The 15,692-nt window shown below is 63.1% G+C and carries 13 protein-coding genes; 9 read left to right on the top strand and 4 right to left on the bottom strand.

Annotated elements, in window-relative coordinates; genetic code table 11:
- Positions 1-76: 76 nt before the first annotated feature.
- Together ACIP1G_RS30980 and ACIP1G_RS30975 are read right to left on the bottom strand one after the other, a co-directional pair.
- A complete protein-coding gene (locus tag ACIP1G_RS30980) occupies positions 77-1,858 on the bottom strand; it encodes a DUF6531 domain-containing protein (protein WP_400744176.1) in 1,782 nt (593 codons plus the stop codon).
- Between the two features lie 4 nt (positions 1,859-1,862).
- Entirely contained in the window at positions 1,863-4,598 is a 2,736-nt protein-coding gene (locus ACIP1G_RS30975) for a type VI secretion system Vgr family protein (protein WP_400744173.1), read from the bottom strand.
- A gap of 798 nt (positions 4,599-5,396) precedes the next feature.
- Here ACIP1G_RS30975 and ACIP1G_RS30970 point away from each other — a divergent pair.
- The 7 genes from ACIP1G_RS30970 to ACIP1G_RS30940 all read left to right on the top strand — a co-directional run bounded on the left by ACIP1G_RS30970 (position 5,397) and on the right by ACIP1G_RS30940 (position 12,979).
- On the top strand, positions 5,397-5,654 hold the full coding sequence (locus ACIP1G_RS30970) for a hypothetical protein (protein ID WP_400744170.1): 258 nt from the start codon (positions 5,397-5,399) through the stop codon (positions 5,652-5,654).
- A 206-nt stretch (positions 5,655-5,860) separates the two neighbouring features.
- The gene (locus ACIP1G_RS30965; RefSeq protein ID WP_400744167.1) at positions 5,861-6,148 is read left to right on the top strand and encodes a DUF3077 domain-containing protein; all 288 of its coding nucleotides are present in this window, start codon (positions 5,861-5,863) and stop codon (positions 6,146-6,148) included.
- Positions 6,149-6,323: 175 nt separating this feature from the next.
- Positions 6,324-7,418, top strand: a complete 1,095-nt coding sequence (sfnG, locus tag ACIP1G_RS30960; RefSeq protein ID WP_400744164.1) for a dimethylsulfone monooxygenase SfnG — start codon at positions 6,324-6,326, stop codon at positions 7,416-7,418.
- Between the two features lie 446 nt (positions 7,419-7,864).
- Entirely contained in the window at positions 7,865-8,347 is a 483-nt protein-coding gene (locus ACIP1G_RS30955; RefSeq protein WP_400744162.1) for a formate dehydrogenase subunit gamma, read from the top strand.
- A complete protein-coding gene (locus tag ACIP1G_RS30950) occupies positions 8,341-9,900 on the top strand; it encodes a formate dehydrogenase beta subunit (RefSeq protein WP_400744160.1) in 1,560 nt (519 codons plus the stop codon). Before ACIP1G_RS30955 ends, ACIP1G_RS30950 begins: the two co-directional genes overlap by 7 nt.
- Positions 9,897-12,779, top strand: coding sequence for a formate dehydrogenase subunit alpha (gene fdhF / locus ACIP1G_RS30945; protein WP_400744158.1), 2,883 nt, complete (start codon positions 9,897-9,899; stop codon positions 12,777-12,779). Before ACIP1G_RS30950 ends, fdhF begins: the two co-directional genes overlap by 4 nt.
- Positions 12,776-12,979: a formate dehydrogenase subunit delta gene (locus tag ACIP1G_RS30940; protein ID WP_400744155.1), complete on the top strand. Its 204-nt coding sequence runs from the start codon at positions 12,776-12,778 to the stop codon at positions 12,977-12,979. The genes fdhF and ACIP1G_RS30940 overlap by 4 nt, the downstream gene beginning before the upstream one ends.
- 145 nt (positions 12,980-13,124) lie before the next feature.
- Here the strand turns inward: ACIP1G_RS30940 and ACIP1G_RS30935 are convergent, their stop codons facing one another.
- Positions 13,125-13,988, bottom strand: a complete 864-nt coding sequence (locus ACIP1G_RS30935) for a universal stress protein (RefSeq protein ID WP_400744152.1) — start codon at positions 13,986-13,988, stop codon at positions 13,125-13,127.
- Positions 13,989-14,142: 154 nt separating this feature from the next.
- Between ACIP1G_RS30935 and ACIP1G_RS30930 the strand changes: the two genes are divergently transcribed.
- Positions 14,143-14,760 (top strand): tRNA-(ms[2]io[6]A)-hydroxylase, encoded by a 618-nt coding sequence (locus tag ACIP1G_RS30930; RefSeq protein ID WP_085589504.1) that lies wholly within the window; start codon positions 14,143-14,145, stop codon positions 14,758-14,760.
- A gap of 22 nt (positions 14,761-14,782) precedes the next feature.
- Here ACIP1G_RS30930 and ACIP1G_RS30925 read toward each other — a convergent pair whose 3' ends face one another.
- Positions 14,783-15,103, bottom strand: a complete 321-nt coding sequence (locus ACIP1G_RS30925) for a YqjD family protein (protein ID WP_400744150.1) — start codon at positions 15,101-15,103, stop codon at positions 14,783-14,785.
- A gap of 129 nt (positions 15,104-15,232) precedes the next feature.
- Here ACIP1G_RS30925 and ACIP1G_RS30920 point away from each other — a divergent pair, with 129 nt between their 5' ends.
- Complete coding sequence (locus ACIP1G_RS30920) at positions 15,233-15,496, top strand: hypothetical protein (RefSeq protein WP_400744148.1); 264 nt, start codon at positions 15,233-15,235, stop codon at positions 15,494-15,496.
- Positions 15,497-15,692: the final 196 nt, after the last annotated feature.

Below are 15,692 nucleotides of genomic sequence, written 5' to 3'. Positions count from 1 at the left end.
CGTTTTGAAGGGACATGAACCGAGCTCGTAAAAACAGAGCTCGTTTCTATTGTGGCTTGGCGAGCAAGTCAATTTCTTAACTGACTGGCATTAGGCCTTGGCCTAGCCACTCAAGGTTGATACCCCGCCCGGTGCGGTCGGTGTAGCGTGTGACCAGGTGTTGCGCATACTGGTAGGCCCATTGCGCTCCGTGCTCATCGCGGGCCGCGCACAGGTCACCCTGTTCGTCATGGTCGTAGCCGGCCAGCTGGCGTGCCTGCCGGCCGTCCTGCATCAGCCACAGCGCCTGGATACGGCCATGCTCATCGAGCTGGGTCTGCACATGCCGGTGCTGGTTTTCATCCTGATAGGTGACCAGGTCGGAGAGTACGGCCTTGCCGGCATGCTGATGCTCATAATGCAGGGCGATACGCGCACCGCCACGCTGGATGATGCCGACCAGGCGGAAGCGGTCACCCACGCGTTGGTAGTGTTCATGGCGCTGATGACCATGGGCCAGGGCCAGGCGGTTTTCATCGACCCGGATAAGCAGCGTTTTTTCCACCGGGTCATAGAGGGGCTTCCCCTCCTTGGGCAGGGCGTAGCTGTGCGTGCGGCCATCGTCGGCGTGGTACAGCACACCCTCGTCGACGACATCGAAACGCATCGAGAACGGTGTTATCCAACGCGCACCGAACTCACTGTCATCGTAGGCGTCGAGGCTGGAGCGGTAGGTGCGTGCCCATGTGATGGGAAACACGCCCGGCAGGTTGAAGTCGATGTGGAGGAGGGTTTCGGTGCCGCGTGCGTAGCTGATGCTTTTGCTGGTGCCGGGGCAGGTGCCATTCAGGTCGCAGCGCGGGTCGTTTTTGGGTCGAGTTTCCTGGTGGGTAGCCTCCACACGGCTTTCCGTGCCCTTGTGCTTGGCCACCCCCGAGCCGTGCGCCGGGGTGTTGGCCGAGATCCGGCGAGTGGGTCTGCGCTTGCGCAAGCCTGCGCTGAGCTGGGCGAGCAGCCAGGCAATGCTGTTTTGCGTGGCCGGGTTGGCCAGCGCCGTCAGCATCTGCCGGATCAACTGCGCCAGGCCCTTGAGCACATTGATATGTGGCTGAGCGAGTTTCAAAACCCAGCCCGTATTACTCGCTGCCGCTTTGTACCCTTGCGTTGCGCCGTACTGAAGTGCACCCGCGGTAGTGCTGATGACCGAACCGGCCCTGTCCAGCAGGCCCCAGAGGGAGGGTTCTTGAAGGGGGGCGTAGATCGCCTGGGCGCTGTTTATGATCGCCTTGCGCTGCTGGGTGGTATCGATCTCGCCCTTGGCGATGCGCTCGATGGCATCGGCCAGGCTGTTGAGTGTTTGAAAGCCGGTGTTGCCAGAGTTGTTGAGGATGCCGGGCAGTTCGGTTTCGGCCCGTTCGACGAAGGTTTCGATTTCGCCCATCAGCGTGGCGCCGAGGTGGCCGACCATGATGCTGATCACCGCTTCGGCGAAATCACCTTTGTTTTTCTTCAGTTGTTGCCGGGCCAGGAACAGTACCGGACGCAGGGTCATCCGCGCGGCGGCCATGGTCGGTGGGACGGGGACCACGCCGATCAGGTTGATGCCCAGGCTGACCCAGTCCAGCGGGTCACTGGAGCCGGTCTTGGCCAGGTGGATGATGTCGCCCAGGGCGTCGAACAAGGCGACGATGTTGCCGACCACGGGCACGGCACCGGCCCAGGCCTTGACGCTGGCCAGGTCGATCTTGTTGCCGCTGAGTTCCAGCAACCAGGCGTTGACTGTGGCTTCGCCCTGGCCGAGGTCTTCTGCGACCAAGTTGTTCAACGGGACCAGTGCGACTTCGCGTTCTTCGATTTCTTTCTTGTCTTGTGCATTCATTGCTTCAGCTCCCTTCCTGGATGAGTGCGGTCGTCAGGCGGCCAGCAATGCCGGTCTGCTCAATGGGTGTTGCGGAAGGGGTGAGAGCGCCCAGCGAGGCTATGAGCGTTTGTGCGCCATGCTTGGCGAGGCCTTCGCTGTTCTGGAATGACGCAGGGGCTTTCAGCGCTGTATCCGGGCCTAAGAAATCCTTTTTCAGATTGTCGAAGTAGCTTCCAGCGGCCCATGGGTCGGCTGGATCTTTCTTGAAAGCAACTGCAGTGGGGCCAGGGCTGACCGCTGCTACCGCCGCAAACCCGGCTTCGTCCAGCGTGCCTGTGAGGACCTGACCCAGCGCGTCCTCTACTTGATAGGCGGCGCCTTTCAATGGCTGGTTGTTGGCGTAGTTGCGGAACAGCTCCAGATTGCCTTTGGCCGCTTTTGGCGCTTCCGGGAACGTGGCGGTCTGGGTCTGCGCACTCTTGTAGATGAAATCGGTTGCGTGGCCGGTGTACTGGCCCGCCGTGGCATGCAGGATGCCGCTTGCGTTGTAAGTCGTACTGCTGCCGCCTGCCTGGATGAGCAGTTCCTCCTTGGCACTGAGGGTGATGCGTTCGGCGGTGACGCTGACCTTGAGTTTGGCCAGCAGGTTGATGTTGTCCTTGAGCGCTTTCAGGTCGATGTCGCCGGAGGCGGCGACCAGCCGCCAGCCCATGCTCTGCACGAACTGGCGCACGCCACGGCTGACGCTGATCAACAGCCGCTTGCCGATGGCCATGCTGGTATGCCCGCCGGTGCTCAGGCCCAGGTGTTCGCCGCTGGCGATATGGGTCGACTCCGGGGTGGTAGTCGCAATTCCGGTCGGGCTGGCCAGTACCAGTTGCGGGTCGGCCAGTTCCGGAAACCGATTGGCTTCAGGGTTGCCGCCGTAGCCGCAGATGGCCTCATGCTGCTCCTTGAACGCTTCACCCACTTCATCCTGGTCACCGGCATCCTGGGCGAGGTGATCGCGGGCTTCGCTGGCAAAGCTGGTGTGGTACTCCTGGGCGGTCTTCAGGCGCTCGGCGGTTTCGGCCAGGTCGGTGTGGTGCTGCACGGCGCGGGCGCGCAGTTCGGTGGTCAGCAGCAAGCCGCCGCCCGCGCGGATCACGCCGTGGGTATCGGTGCGTAGTTCGAAGCCTTGGCCACGGGGCTGGCCACCGAAATGACGCGGGTGAGTCAGGTAGCCCAGGTACAGGGCTGTGTGGTCGTGGTCAGTCATCAGGGCGGCGCTGATCTGCCCGGTGGTATCGTCCAGGCGCAGTTCGTTGTGGCGTTTGCCGTGGTGTTCCTTGCTGCGGATCGGGCTGAGTGCCCTGAACTCGGGCAAGCGATACGGTGTGCGGTTGACGATGTGGTAGCTGCGCCCAGTGATCATCGGCTGGTCGGGGTCGCCGTTGAGAAAGCTGACCACCACTTCCTGGCCGATCCGGGGGATGGCCACATGGCCCCAGGTGGCACCGGCCCAGGCCTGGGTCACGCGCACCCAGCACGAGCTCTTGTCGTCGTCCTGGCCCCGGCGGTCCCAGGGGAACTGCACGCGTACGCGGCCATGCTCGTCGCAGTAGATTTCCTCGCCGGGTGGACCGACCACCTTGGCCATCTGCGGGCCTTCGATCACGGGTTTGGGCCGGGCAGGGGCGTGCCATTCGACAGTGGCCGGTATGAGGCTGGCAGTAAGCGTGTACGAGGTGCCGACGTCGGCCTCGGCGGCATCCTCTTCCAGTGCGGTGAACTGGCGGCCTTCATGCTTGATGTGCAGCGGCCGCCAGAGGATGTTCATGTCTTCGCGGGTATGCCCGGTCAGTTGGAAGGCGATACCGGGCTGCAGGCGCGCATCGTCGCCAATGACCTCGGCCACGCGGGCATCCCCGAACAGGGCGTCGGCGCGGGTCTGGGTAAACGGCTTGCCGGCATTGTCGTGCTTGTAGCGGCCGGGGTAGTGGTAGCGCTCGTAGTCGTTGCCCTGGTTGCCCATGTCCCTGGCGTACATTGTGTGTTCCAGGTTGTAGCGCGGGTGGGTGAAGGTGTAGTCGCGCTGCACCTGCACGCTGGTGCGGATCTGCTCGCGGTAGGCGAAGTGGTGCAGGCAGGGTTGCTGTTCGGTGCCGCCGCGGTTGGCGACGTACAGCACCGGCTCGCCTTCCAGGCTGCCGAACTGGTTGATTCTGTCGGCCTGTACCACGCCATGGCCGGCTTCGCTGTGCTCGAAGATCGAGATCAGGCCTTCCTCGGCCGACAGGCGCCAGAAGAAGTCCAGGTCCAGGTCGCCGGCTTGTACGCAGAACTCGCGGCTCTGGTGTGGGTTGATCAGGTACTGGGTCAGCGTGCCCCACTGGCGCTCACCAAACAGTTCCTCCAGCAGTGTTGGAACGGTGCGGTGCTGGAAGATGCGCCAGTCCGATTGCAGGCCGGCGCGGGCCAGTTGCGGTTCGATCACGGCGCGGTAGCGGGTGCGGCGGTGGCCGGTCTTGCCCTGTTCGAAGCTGCTGATTAGGCCATGCACATGGCGCACAGGTTGCTTTTGCTGCCAGATGGTCAGCACGGCGGGTTGGTCGAGTAGATTGGCAAAGTCAGCATCTGCCGACGCGCTGACCAGTTCGACTTCCAGGCAATAGAGCTGGCTGACGCCCTCGTTCAGTTCGAACGCTACGACATCAAATGAAATCGCCTCATCGGCGGGTGTACTGAAGGTAAAGCGCACATCATTCAAGTTGCTCATGCGAACTCCTGCGGGTCATTCCATCGGGCAGGTTCATGGCGCCGAATGCATTGCAAGGCGCGCGGCGTAAGTGCAATCAAGACCGTAGCGAGGAATCCATTCCGGGTCGCCAAAGTAGCTTCGACAGGTGCTGTAGGAAACTTCTGAAAATGCAGATTTCTGCTTGTAAAAGGCAAAACCGTAGTTGCTGCGCCTGCGGGCACAGTGATTATTGGTTCAAGTCATTTGGTGGTTGCAGCTACAGCCTTCAACGCAGTGAAACCAGTGATTTTCGGTTTCCTCTCGGTCCGTTGTTTTGTGGGAGCACCGAGCATAGACCCATTCGGTGTGAGTTGGCGCAGTCATGCTCAAAAAAAGAAAGTACTGTAGGAAAATTCGTTAGATGTGACTTTTGAAGTGAGCAGTAATATCTAGCAAACTAGTAGTGCGCGAGCGCTGGGGGTTTTAGTTGGTCCTACAGAAAATAATCAGTTTTTTCCCCTTCCATGTAGTCCATTTCTGAATCATCCTTTTCAAGCCGTTTCACTATTGCGATGAAAACATGAGCCCCCTAGTCTGGACCTGTCGTTGCAAATTCAACGACCGGGTCTGCAAGCCTAGGGGAAGTATCGAAAGCGTGCTCGCCATCGAGCCGTTGGCCTAAGTCAATGGTTGTGCTTAATGGTGGCTGCGTACGGGTGACCTTCTGGTCAGCCGGGTTTCTCGATCTCCCCTGGTCTTGCAGGCCCGTACGCAGCCGCCACCCATTCTCTGCAAGGGATGGGGTGTGGTTTTCTCTCACAAAATCGAGATGTGACCATGCTCAAAATAGTTCCAGATCTACCAATAACGTCCGACCCATCGCATCACTTGGAAGACACCCTGACCCAGGCCACGGAATACGTGCTCTGCGCTTTGTCAGTAGGCCATCACGCCATCTCCACGCTACCCAAGTCTCCCGCCACCATCATGACCTTGGCGGTCATGCATGAAATGGAGGCTGTGCGTACGTTGCTGGAGTCGGCGATTGCGCAGGTACAACTCAGGGACAGGCCACAGATGCATACCTTGCATTGATCGGCTGATTATCAATTTTTTGCCAAGTCTGGACAGTGTGCTTTCCCTGTAATGAGGCAGTGCCCTGGATTGTGATTGAGCGGGGGATGGCACGGGCTGTGCCCGTGTTCGCGGGTTAACCCGCTCCCACAGGATAGGGGGGCAGTCTCAGGTGCTAATGCCTGGGGGAATCGGCACTGGCTGGCAGAATCATTAGAGGGTTTCAGATGGACAAGGATTTGGATGACGACACCGGCACCTTGGGCCTGACCGTAGGCTCGGCCACTTTCCTGGACGGCATTATCGACGGCAAGAAGCTGTTCCGCGTCGAACCCGGCAACTGCTGTGACCATGCTGTCGAGCAAGCATCAGTCTTGATGGATTGCTCCCGGCGGGCATCGTTTATCGGGGTGATGGACAACGAACCGGTGCTGGTCTGGGCGTCGCATTTTCTCTGCGACATGGCCAAGGCACTGATGGATGACGCCCACATGGGCATGCGCAAGCACCGATGACCTAGCCCAAATGGCGATGTTGCGCTGGCAACAGTGGCTCAACAGCTTGTTTGGCTGCATGCAGCCAACATCGCCGTTTAAAACCGCTAACTCATTGAACTAAAAGAATTTGTAACCCTGGCACAGTTGCTGCTCCTACCTCCTTGAACCCCACGCATCATCAAGGAGCCTCCCCATGAGCCACGCCCCGATCAAGTTCGCCTACTGGGTCCCCAATGTCAGCGGCGGCCTGGTGGTCAGCACCATCGAGCAACGCACGAGCTGGGACATCGACTACAACCGCAAGCTTGCGCAAATTGCCGAAAAATCCGGCTTCGACTACGCCCTGTCGCAAATCCGCTTCACCGCCGGCTACGGCGCCGACAACCAGCATGAGTCGGTCACCATCAGCCACGCGCTACTGGCTGCCACCGAAAAACTCAAGGTCATCGCCGCTATCCTCCCGGGCCCATGGAACCCGGTGCTGGCGGCCAAGCAGCTGGCGAGCATCGATCAGTTCACCAACGGCCGTATCGCTATCAACGTGGTTTCGGGCTGGTTCAAGGGCGAGTTCCACGCCATTGGCGAGCCGTGGCTGGACCACGACGAGCGCTATCGCCGCTCTGAGGAATTCATCCGTGCGCTGAAGGGCATCTGGACCCAGGACAACTTCACTTTCAACGGCGACTTCTACCGCTTTCGCAACTACAACCTCAAACCCAAGCCGTTGCAGCAACCGCACCCGGAAATTTTCCAGGGCGGCAGCTCCCGTGCCGCGCGGGACATGGCGGCGCGGGTGTCGGACTGGTATTTCACCAACGGCAACAGCGTGGAGGGGATCAAGGCCCAGGTCGATGACATCCGCGCCAAGGCCGCGGCCAACGGCCATTCGGTGAAGATCGGGGTCAATGCCTTCATCATCGCCCGCGACACCGAGGAGCAGGCGCGTGCCGTGTTGCAGGAGATCATCGACAAGGCCAACCCTGAGGCGGTGCGGGCGTTCGGCCAGGAAGTGAAGCATGCCGGCTCCGCCAGCCCGGAGGGCGAGGGCAACTGGGCCAAGTCCAGCTTCGAGGACCTGGTGCAGTACAACGATGGCTTCAAGACCAACCTGATCGGCACACCGCTGCAGATCGCCGAGCGTATTGTTGCGCTGAAGGCGGTGGGGGTGGATTTGATCTTGTCCGGGTTCTTGCACTTTCAGGAAGAAGTCGCGTATTTCGGCGAACATGTGTTGCCGCTGGTGCGTGAGCTGGAGGCCGGGCGCAGCGTGGATAAGGCTGTAGCCTGAAGGCTCCCGCCTCGAACGCATTGGCCTCAAGCCATATGCAGTATCTGTAGGAGCGGCCTTGTGTCGCGATGGGCTGCAAAGCAGCCCCAGGGTTTCAGCACCGATGCGCAAATTGCTGGGGCTGCTTTGCAGCCCATCGCGACACAAGGCCGCTCCTACATAAGCAGATCCCACAAGTGCGGGCAGCAAAAGAGCAGCCCGCATAAGGGCAGAATCAACCCGCGTCGGTTTCAGGATGCGCCTGGTCGCTCGCACGCAACCCCCCGGCGCTACAAGTGCCATGCTTGCAGGATGCCTTCGGACCAGCGCGCGCAGACGCGCGGCCGTGGGCAAGGAGGCCGCCGGCACCACGCAACCGTGACGTGGCCGGCGCGCCACAGCAGAACACGCCGGATACCTGCCCTCACAATAATTCAGGCAGGGTCCGTGATGCCGAGGTCCGCTGTATGCCTGATGAATTGCTCCACCTGCCCGTGATCCACCGCATCCTGGCCCGCGACAAGGATACCCCCGGCGCGCTGTTGCCGATCCTGCATGCCATCCAAAACGACATCGGCTACATCCCCGATGCCGCCGTCCCCGAAATCGCCCATGCCCTGAACCTCAGCCTGGCCGAGGTGCGCGGGGTAATCAGCTTCTACCACGATTTCCGTACCACACCGCCCGCGCGCCATACCTTGCGCCTGTGCCGCGCGGAGTCTTGCCAAAGCCGTGGCGCCGAAGCCCTGGCCGCGCAACTGCGCGATCAACTGGCTCTGGACGACCATGGCACCAGCGCCGACGGCGCCATCAGCCTGCGCCCGGTGTATTGCCTGGGCGCCTGCGCCTGCTCGCCGGCGCTGGAGCTGGACGGCCAGGTGCACGCGCGGCTCACCCCTGAGCGCCTGCGTGCGTTGGTAAACGGTTGCCGGGAGGACGCAGCATGCTGAAGCTGTACATCCCCTGCGATTCGGTAGCCCGCGCCGTAGGTGCCGACCAGGTCGTCGATGCCCTGCAGCGCGAGGCCGAGCGCCGCCAACTGCCCCTGGACATCCAGCGCACCAGCTCCCGCGGGCTGTATTGGCTGGAGCCGCTGCTGGAGTGCGACAGCGCGCAAGGGCGCCTGGGCTTTGGCCCGGTTACCCCGCAAGACGTGCCGTCATTGCTCGATGCCCTGGCTGGCGAGCCCGGTGGCCACTCGCTGGCGCTGGGGCCGGTCGAAGACATCCCGTACCTCAAGACCCAGCAACGCCTGCTGTTCGCCCGTGCCGGCATCACCCGCCCTTTGTCGCTGGACGACTACCGCGCCCACGGCGGTTTCGCCGGCCTTGAAACGGCCGTGGCCCTGAACGGTGCCGAAGTGGTTGCCGCCGTGCTCGACTCCGGCCTGCGCGGCCGTGGTGGTGCGGCGTTCCCGGCTGGCATCAAGTGGCGCACCGTGCGTGACGCCGGGGCTGGGCAAAAGTACGTGGTGTGCAACGCCGACGAGGGTGACTCTGGCACCTTCGCCGACCGCATGCTGATGGAGGGTGACCCGTTCCTGCTGATCGAGGGCATGATCATCGCCGGCCTCGCCGTGGGCGCCGACAAGGGCTACATCTATGTGCGCTCGGAATACCCCGACGCCATACGCGTGCTCGACCAGGCCTTTGCCATCGCCCGTGACGCCGGCTACCTCGGCGCTGATGTCGCCGGCAGCGGCCAGGCCTTCGACTTGGAAGTGCGGGTCGGCGCTGGTGCTTACATCTGCGGTGAAGAAACTGCACTGCTCGAATCCATCGAAGGCAAGCGCGGCATTGTGCGCGCCAAGCCACCGCTGCCCGCGCTGCAAGGCCTGTTCGGCCTGCCAACGCTGGTGCACAACGTGCTCACCCTGGCCTCTGTGCCCATCATCCTGGCCAAGGGCGCGGCGTTCTACCGCGACTTCGGCATGGGCCGCTCGCTGGGCACCATGCCGTTCCAGCTGGCTGGCAACATCCGCCAGGGCGGCCTGGTGGAACGCGCTTTCGGCCTGACCCTGCGCGAGCTGGTGGAAGGCTATGGCGGCGGCACGGCCAGTGGTCGGCCGCTGAAGGCTGCGCAAGTGGGTGGCCCGCTCGGTGCCTGGGTGCCGCCCAGTCACTTCGACACCCCGCTGGACTATGAAGCCTTCGCCGCCATGGGCGCGATGCTTGGCCATGGCGGTGTGGTGGTGGCCGACGATACCCTGAACATGGCCAGCATGGCGCGCTTTGCCCTGCAGTTCTGCGCCGAGGAATCCTGCGGCAAATGCACCCCGTGCCGCATCGGCTCCACCCGTGGCATGGAAGTGGTCGACCGGCTGATCGCCAGCAGCGACCTCACCGAACGCCATGACCAGGCGCTGTTGCTGCGCGACCTGTGCGACACCATGCAGTACGGCTCGCTGTGCGCCATGGGCGGCATGACCGCCTACCCGGTGGCCAGCGCCCTCAAGTACTTCCCCGCCGATTTTGGGCTGACCACCACGGAGGCCGCTCAGTGATCAATTTCTTCGACCCCGCTTCTGATAAAAGCAGCGACCTCGGCACCCCGGCCCGTGACAGCGAGGTGCAGGTCAGCCTGAGCATCGATGGCCGTGCCATCAGCGTGCCCGCTGGCACCTCGGTGATGCGGGCGGCGGCCATGCTCGGCACCAGCATTCCCAAGCTGTGCGCCACCGACAGCCTCGAAGCCTTCGGCTCATGCCGCATGTGCATGGTGGAAATCGAAGGCATGCGCGGCTACCCGGCGTCCTGTACCACCCCGGTCAGCGAAGGCATGGTGGTGCGTACCGAAACCCCGCGCCTGGCTGGGCTGCGGCGCAATGTGATGGAGCTGTACATCTCCGATCACCCGCTGGACTGCCTGACCTGCTCGGCCAATGGCAACTGCGAGCTGCAGACCGTGGCTGGCCAGGTGGGACTGCGCGAGGTGCGCTACGGCTACGACGGCGCCAACCACCTGGCCGAGAAAAAGGACGTATCCAACCCGTATTTCGACTACGAGCCGAGCAAGTGCATCGTCTGCAGCCGCTGCGTGCGCGCTTGCGAAGACATCCAGGGCACCTTCGCCCTGACCATCACCGGGCGTGGCTTCGAGTCGCGAGTGGCGGCAGCGGGCGGCGACAACTTCCTTGCCTCCGAGTGCGTGTCGTGCGGTGCCTGCGTGCAGGCTTGCCCGACCGCGACACTGACGGAAAAGAGCCTGGTGCAGCTAGGCCAGCCTGAGCGCTCGGTCATCACCACCTGCGCCTACTGCGGCGTCGGTTGCTCGTTCCGCGCAGAAATGAAGGGCGACCAGCTGGTGCGCATGGTCCCCGACAAGAATGGTGGCGCCAACCACGGCCACGCCTGTGTCAAAGGCCGCTTCGCCTGGGGCTACGCCACCCACCCGGACCGCATCACCAAGCCGATGATCCGCAAGCGCCTGGAAGACCCGTGGCAGGAAGTCAGCTGGGACGAGGCGGTGACCTACGCTGCCAGCGAGTTCCGCCGCATCCAGCTGAAGTACGGGCGTGACTCCATCGGCGGCATCACCTCCAGCCGCTGCACCAACGAAGAAGCCTACCTGGTGCAGAAACTGGTGCGCACGGCATTCGGCAACAACAACGTCGACACCTGTGCGCGGGTGTGCCATTCGCCCACCGGTTATGGCCTGAAGCAGACCCTGGGGGAGTCGGCCGGTACGCAAAGCTTCGATTCGGTGATGCAGGCCGACGTGGTGCTGGTGATCGGCGCCAACCCCACCGATGCCCACCCGGTGTTTGGCTCGCAGCTCAAACGCCGCCTGCGCCAGGGCGCGCGGTTGATCGTGATCGACCCACGGCGCATCGACCTGGTCGACTCGCCGCACGCCCGCGCCGAGTTGCACCTGCAACTGCGCCCGGGCACCAACGTGGCCATGCTCAACGCCCTGGCCCACGTGATCGTCACTGAAGGCCTGCTGGCCCAGCGCTTTATCGATGCCCGCTGCGAAACCGAGGACTTCGCCCGCTGGCGCGACTTCGTCAGCCTGGCGGAAAACGCCCCCGAAGTGCTCGGCCCGGTCTGTGGCGTGCCCGCCGAGCAGATCCGCGCCGCCGCCCGCCTGTACGCCACCGGCGGCAACGCGGCCATCTACTACGGCCTGGGCGTGACCGAGCACAGCCAGGGCAGCACCGCAGTGATGGGCATCGCCAACCTGGCCATGGCCACCGGCAACATCGGCCGCGAAGGGGTAGGGGTGAACCCGCTGCGCGGGCAGAACAACGTACAGGGCTCGTGCGACATGGGCTCGTTCCCCCACGAGCTGCCCGGCTACCGGCACATTTCCAACGAGGGCGTGCGCGCCGAGTTCGAACGGGCCTGGGGCGTGACCCTGCAGCCCGACCCGGGCCTGCGTATCCCCAACATGTTCGAGGCGGCGCTGGACGGCAGCTTCAAGGCCCTGTACTGCCAGGGCGAGGACATCGCCCAGAGCGACCCCAACACCCAGCACGTCACTGCAGCGCTGCACGCCATGGAGTGCGTGGTGGTGCAGGACATCTTCCTCAACGAAACGGCCAAGTTCGCCCATGTGTTCCTGCCGGGCAGCTCGTTCCTTGAAAAGGACGGCACCTTCACCAATGCCGAGCGGCGTATTTCGCGGGTGCGCAAGGTCATGGAGCCGCTGGCCGGCAAGGCCGACTGGGAGGCAACTGTAGCCCTGGCCAATGCGCTGGGTTACCCGATGAACTACCGCCATCCGTCCGAGATCATGGACGAGATCGCCCGCCTGACGCCGACCTTCCACCGCGTCAGCTACGCCGAGATCGACCGCCACGGCAGCCTGCAGTGGCCGTGCAACGACGCCGCGCCCGATGGCACGCCGACCATGCACATCGACCAGTTCGTGCGTGGCAAGGGGCGCTTCATGCTCACCGGCTACGTGCCCACCGACGAGAAGGTCAACAATCGTTACCCGTTGCTGCTCACCACCGGGCGCATCCTCAGCCAGTACAACGTCGGCGCCCAGACCCGGCGTACCGGCAACGTTGCCTGGCATGACGCCGACCGCCTGGAAATTCACCCAACCGATGCTGAAAGCCGGGGCATCCAGGACGGTGATTGGGTCGGCATCGGCAGCCGCGCCGGGCAGACCGTGCTGCGCGCCAAGGTCAGTGCACGGGTGGCACCGGGGGTGGTGTACACCACCTTCCACTTCCCCGAGTCGGGGGCCAACGTGATCACCACCGACAACTCCGACTGGGCCACCAACTGCCCCGAGTACAAGGTGACGGCGGTGGAGGTGGTGAAGGTGTTCCAGCCATCGCAGTGGCAGAAGCGCTACCAGGACTTCAGTGATGAACAGCGGCGCCTGCTGCAGGAACGCCGTATTGCGGAGAAAGCCGAGGTGCGCCGATGAGCAGCGACAACCTGGTCAAGATGGCCAACCAGATTGCCCATTACTTCGACAGCGAACCCAACCGGGCGCTGGCGGTGCAAGGGGTGCGGCAGCACCTGCAAAGCTTCTGGACGCCGGCCATGCGCCGGCAACTGGCGGAGTGGGTTGCGGCCAATGAAGGGGAGGGGCTGGACCCTAAGGTGCGCGAGGCGTTGGCCTAGATTTTCGGCCGTAAGAAGAAACCTTGTGGGAGCGGGTTTACCCGCGAATGCGGCGGTGAGTCCAACAATGCATTCGCGGGTAAACCCGCTCCCACAGGGGCCCTGCAATTTCAGATAATAATGTGTCCTCCTGAGGAAGGCAGAATCAGCCGCGGGCCAGCTCTGCCTGATGGGCGATTGCCTCTTCGCTCTTGAGCACCAGCACATCCCCCTCCAGCGCATCCAGCACCACCTCTGAGGTATTACCAATCAACGCCCCGGTAATCCCCGTGCGGCAAACCGTACCAATCACCGTCACCACCGCATCAAGCATCTTCTCGGTATGCGGAATAAGCACATCCGCCGGCCCTTCGGCCACATGCAGGCATTCTTCCGCGATACCGTACTCGGCCTGGAACGCCGAGCACGCCTCGCGGTAGCGCTTCTCGATGGTTTCGCTCAACTGGTACACCGGGTCCGACGCCGACAGCATCGGCGACGGATGGGCGCTGATCACATGCAGTTCGCCCTTGGCCAGTTTGGCGATCTCGAAGCCATGGTCGATGATGCTGGCATGCAGGCGGCGGTGGTCCTCGTCCTGGTTGCCCACATCCACCGCCGCCAGGATCTTGCCGCCGGTCCACGGCCGCTCGCTCTTGACCATCAGCACGGCACACGGGCACTGGCGCAGCAGCTTCCAGTCGCTGGGGGTGAGCAGGGCTTTCTTCAGCGGGTTGTCCGGGCGGTGTTCCTTGATCACCAGCTCGCAGCCCTCGGCCTGCTGCACGTAGATGATGGTGTCGTGCAGGTTGTCGCGCCAGGCCTCTTCATGGGTGACGTTGTCGTACCCATCATCGTGCAACTGGCTGCTCAGCAGGCTCAGCAGCGCGCTGTGGTCATGCCGTTTGTCGCACATCAACAGGTGCAGGCGTGCGCCGGTGACGCCGGCGATCAGTTTGGCCCGGGTCAGGGCGCGGCTGTGGGCGTGCGAGGGGTCGAGGACGACGAGGATGCTGCGGACGGCTTGCATGGGCGTTAGCTCCCTTCAATGGTGGCGACCAATGACTGACTATAGTCGGCGCTTCCCCCGCTGGCGCTTGATGCACATCAAGCATAGTCACTGGCGCCGCCCGCTGTCGCCGGTATAATCGCCGGCCCTGCCTGTTCTGTATGGTTGTACGCTTATGTCCCTGATCCCCGAAATCGACGCCTTTCTTGGTTGCCCGACACCAGACGCCTGGATCGAAGCGGCGCTGGCCGATCAGGAAACCCTGCTGATCGACCATAAGAACTGCGAATTCAAGGCCGCCAGCACTGCCCTGAGCCTGATCGCCAAGTACAACACCCACCTCGACCTGATCAACATGATGTCGCGCCTGGCCCGCGAGGAACTGGTGCATCACGAACAGGTGCTGCGCCTGATGAAACGCCGTGGCGTGCCCTTGCGCCCGGTGTCGGCGGGGCGTTATGCCTCGGGGTTGCGGCGCCTGGTGCGTGCCCACGAGCCGGTCAAGCTGGTGGATACGCTGGTGGTGGGGGCGTTCATCGAGGCACGTAGCTGCGAGCGCTTTGCCGCGCTGGTGCCGCACCTGGATGAGGAGCTGGGCCGCTTCTACCACGGCCTGCTGAAGAGCGAAGCACGCCACTACCAGGGCTACCTGAAGCTGGCGCACAACTATGGTGACGAGGCCGACATCGCCCGCCGGGTGGAGCTGGTGCGCGCTGCGGAAATGGAGCTGATCCAGTCACCGGACCAGGAGCTGCGCTTCCACAGCGGCATTCCAATGGCACAGGCCGCCTGATTCGCACCAGGCGGCCCGAACCTTAGTTGCGTCGGCCCAGCAGCAGGCCGACTACAAGGCCAAGGCCAGCGGAAATGGCCACTGTCTGCCACGGGTGGCCGCCAATGTAGTCCTGGGTGGCGTCCACCACCGGTTGCGCTTTGTCACGCACGTTACCGGCTGCCTGACGTGCCTGCTTCAGTTTGAGGCTGACTTGTGCACGCAGGGTTTCTGCTTCTTCGCCCACCAGGGCGGCGCTGTCGTTCAGCAGCCTCTCCGATTCTTCGATCAGCGACTGCAGCTCGCTGAATACCTGGTCCTTGATCTGATCGCTGTCGGCCAGTGCGGCAATTTTTCGGGCCATGAACTCGTCCTCGTCGATGGGGTGGTTTGAACAATGGATGCCGCCGCGTCGGGAAAGTTGCGGCGGTTTTCCGATGTTGCGTTGGCTGGGTGTAAGATAGCGGCCATTTTCAAACCTGCAGGTACCTTCATGAGTTTCAATCTGGCCAACATGAGCTTCGAGGAACGGGCGCAGATCGAGGCAGAGAAGGCCCGGCTGTTCGAGCTGTGGCAGAACAACCTGGGCAAGGCCAAAGGTGACGCCGCCCGGCTGATCGCCGAAAAGCCGCGGCGCAAGGGCAAGTGGGCCGAGTGGGTGCGGGCCGAGCTGGACGGCATGACGCCGCCCGAGTACGCCAGCATGGTGCGCAGCGAAGTCAACAAGCTGATGGCCGCCGCCAGCGCCAACCGCTAAGCACGCCTCGCCGGGTGGTTGCAGGGGCGGGCTTGCCTTATTGCCAGGCAGTTAAGCGGTATGGGCTGACAGGTGCTTGCCTTGAGATGTTGAGGGCCTGAGAGATCGAGCGCCGCCCGCGCGGCGCTTCGCGGCTAAAGCCGCTCCTACGTTTGTTTCGGGCCAGTCCATCCTGTGCCAGGCGCGCGCGACCGCC

This window comes from Pseudomonas sp. NPDC089392 (assembly GCF_044749595.1).
GTDB lineage: Bacteria > Pseudomonadota > Gammaproteobacteria > Pseudomonadales > Pseudomonadaceae > Aquipseudomonas.
The sequence above is the reverse complement of the archived record's forward strand: the minus strand, read 5'-3'. Positions and strand labels throughout refer to the sequence as shown.

Bases quoted from the DNA above. Each gene is read 5' to 3' on its own strand.
- sfnG (WP_400744164.1), top strand. From the start codon at position 6,324: ATGAGCCACGCCCCGATCAAGTTCGCCTACTGGGTCCCCAATGTCAGC.
- ACIP1G_RS30970 (WP_400744170.1), top strand. From the start codon at position 5,397: ATGCTCAAAATAGTTCCAGATCTACCAATAACGTCCGACCCATCGCAT.
- ACIP1G_RS30965 (WP_400744167.1), top strand. From the start codon at position 5,861: ATGGACAAGGATTTGGATGACGACACCGGCACCTTGGGCCTGACCGTA.
- ACIP1G_RS30955 (WP_400744162.1), top strand. From the start codon at position 7,865: ATGCCTGATGAATTGCTCCACCTGCCCGTGATCCACCGCATCCTGGCC.
- ACIP1G_RS30930 (WP_085589504.1), top strand. From the start codon at position 14,143: ATGTCCCTGATCCCCGAAATCGACGCCTTTCTTGGTTGCCCGACACCA.
- ACIP1G_RS30950 (WP_400744160.1), top strand. From the start codon at position 8,341: ATGCTGAAGCTGTACATCCCCTGCGATTCGGTAGCCCGCGCCGTAGGT.
- ACIP1G_RS30980 (WP_400744176.1), bottom strand. From the start codon at position 1,858: ATGAATGCACAAGACAAGAAAGAAATCGAAGAACGCGAAGTCGCACTG.
- ACIP1G_RS30920 (WP_400744148.1), top strand. From the start codon at position 15,233: ATGAGTTTCAATCTGGCCAACATGAGCTTCGAGGAACGGGCGCAGATC.
- ACIP1G_RS30935 (WP_400744152.1), bottom strand. From the start codon at position 13,988: ATGCAAGCCGTCCGCAGCATCCTCGTCGTCCTCGACCCCTCGCACGCC.
- ACIP1G_RS30940 (WP_400744155.1), top strand. From the start codon at position 12,776: ATGAGCAGCGACAACCTGGTCAAGATGGCCAACCAGATTGCCCATTAC.
- ACIP1G_RS30925 (WP_400744150.1), bottom strand. From the start codon at position 15,103: ATGGCCCGAAAAATTGCCGCACTGGCCGACAGCGATCAGATCAAGGAC.
- ACIP1G_RS30975 (WP_400744173.1), bottom strand. From the start codon at position 4,598: ATGAGCAACTTGAATGATGTGCGCTTTACCTTCAGTACACCCGCCGAT.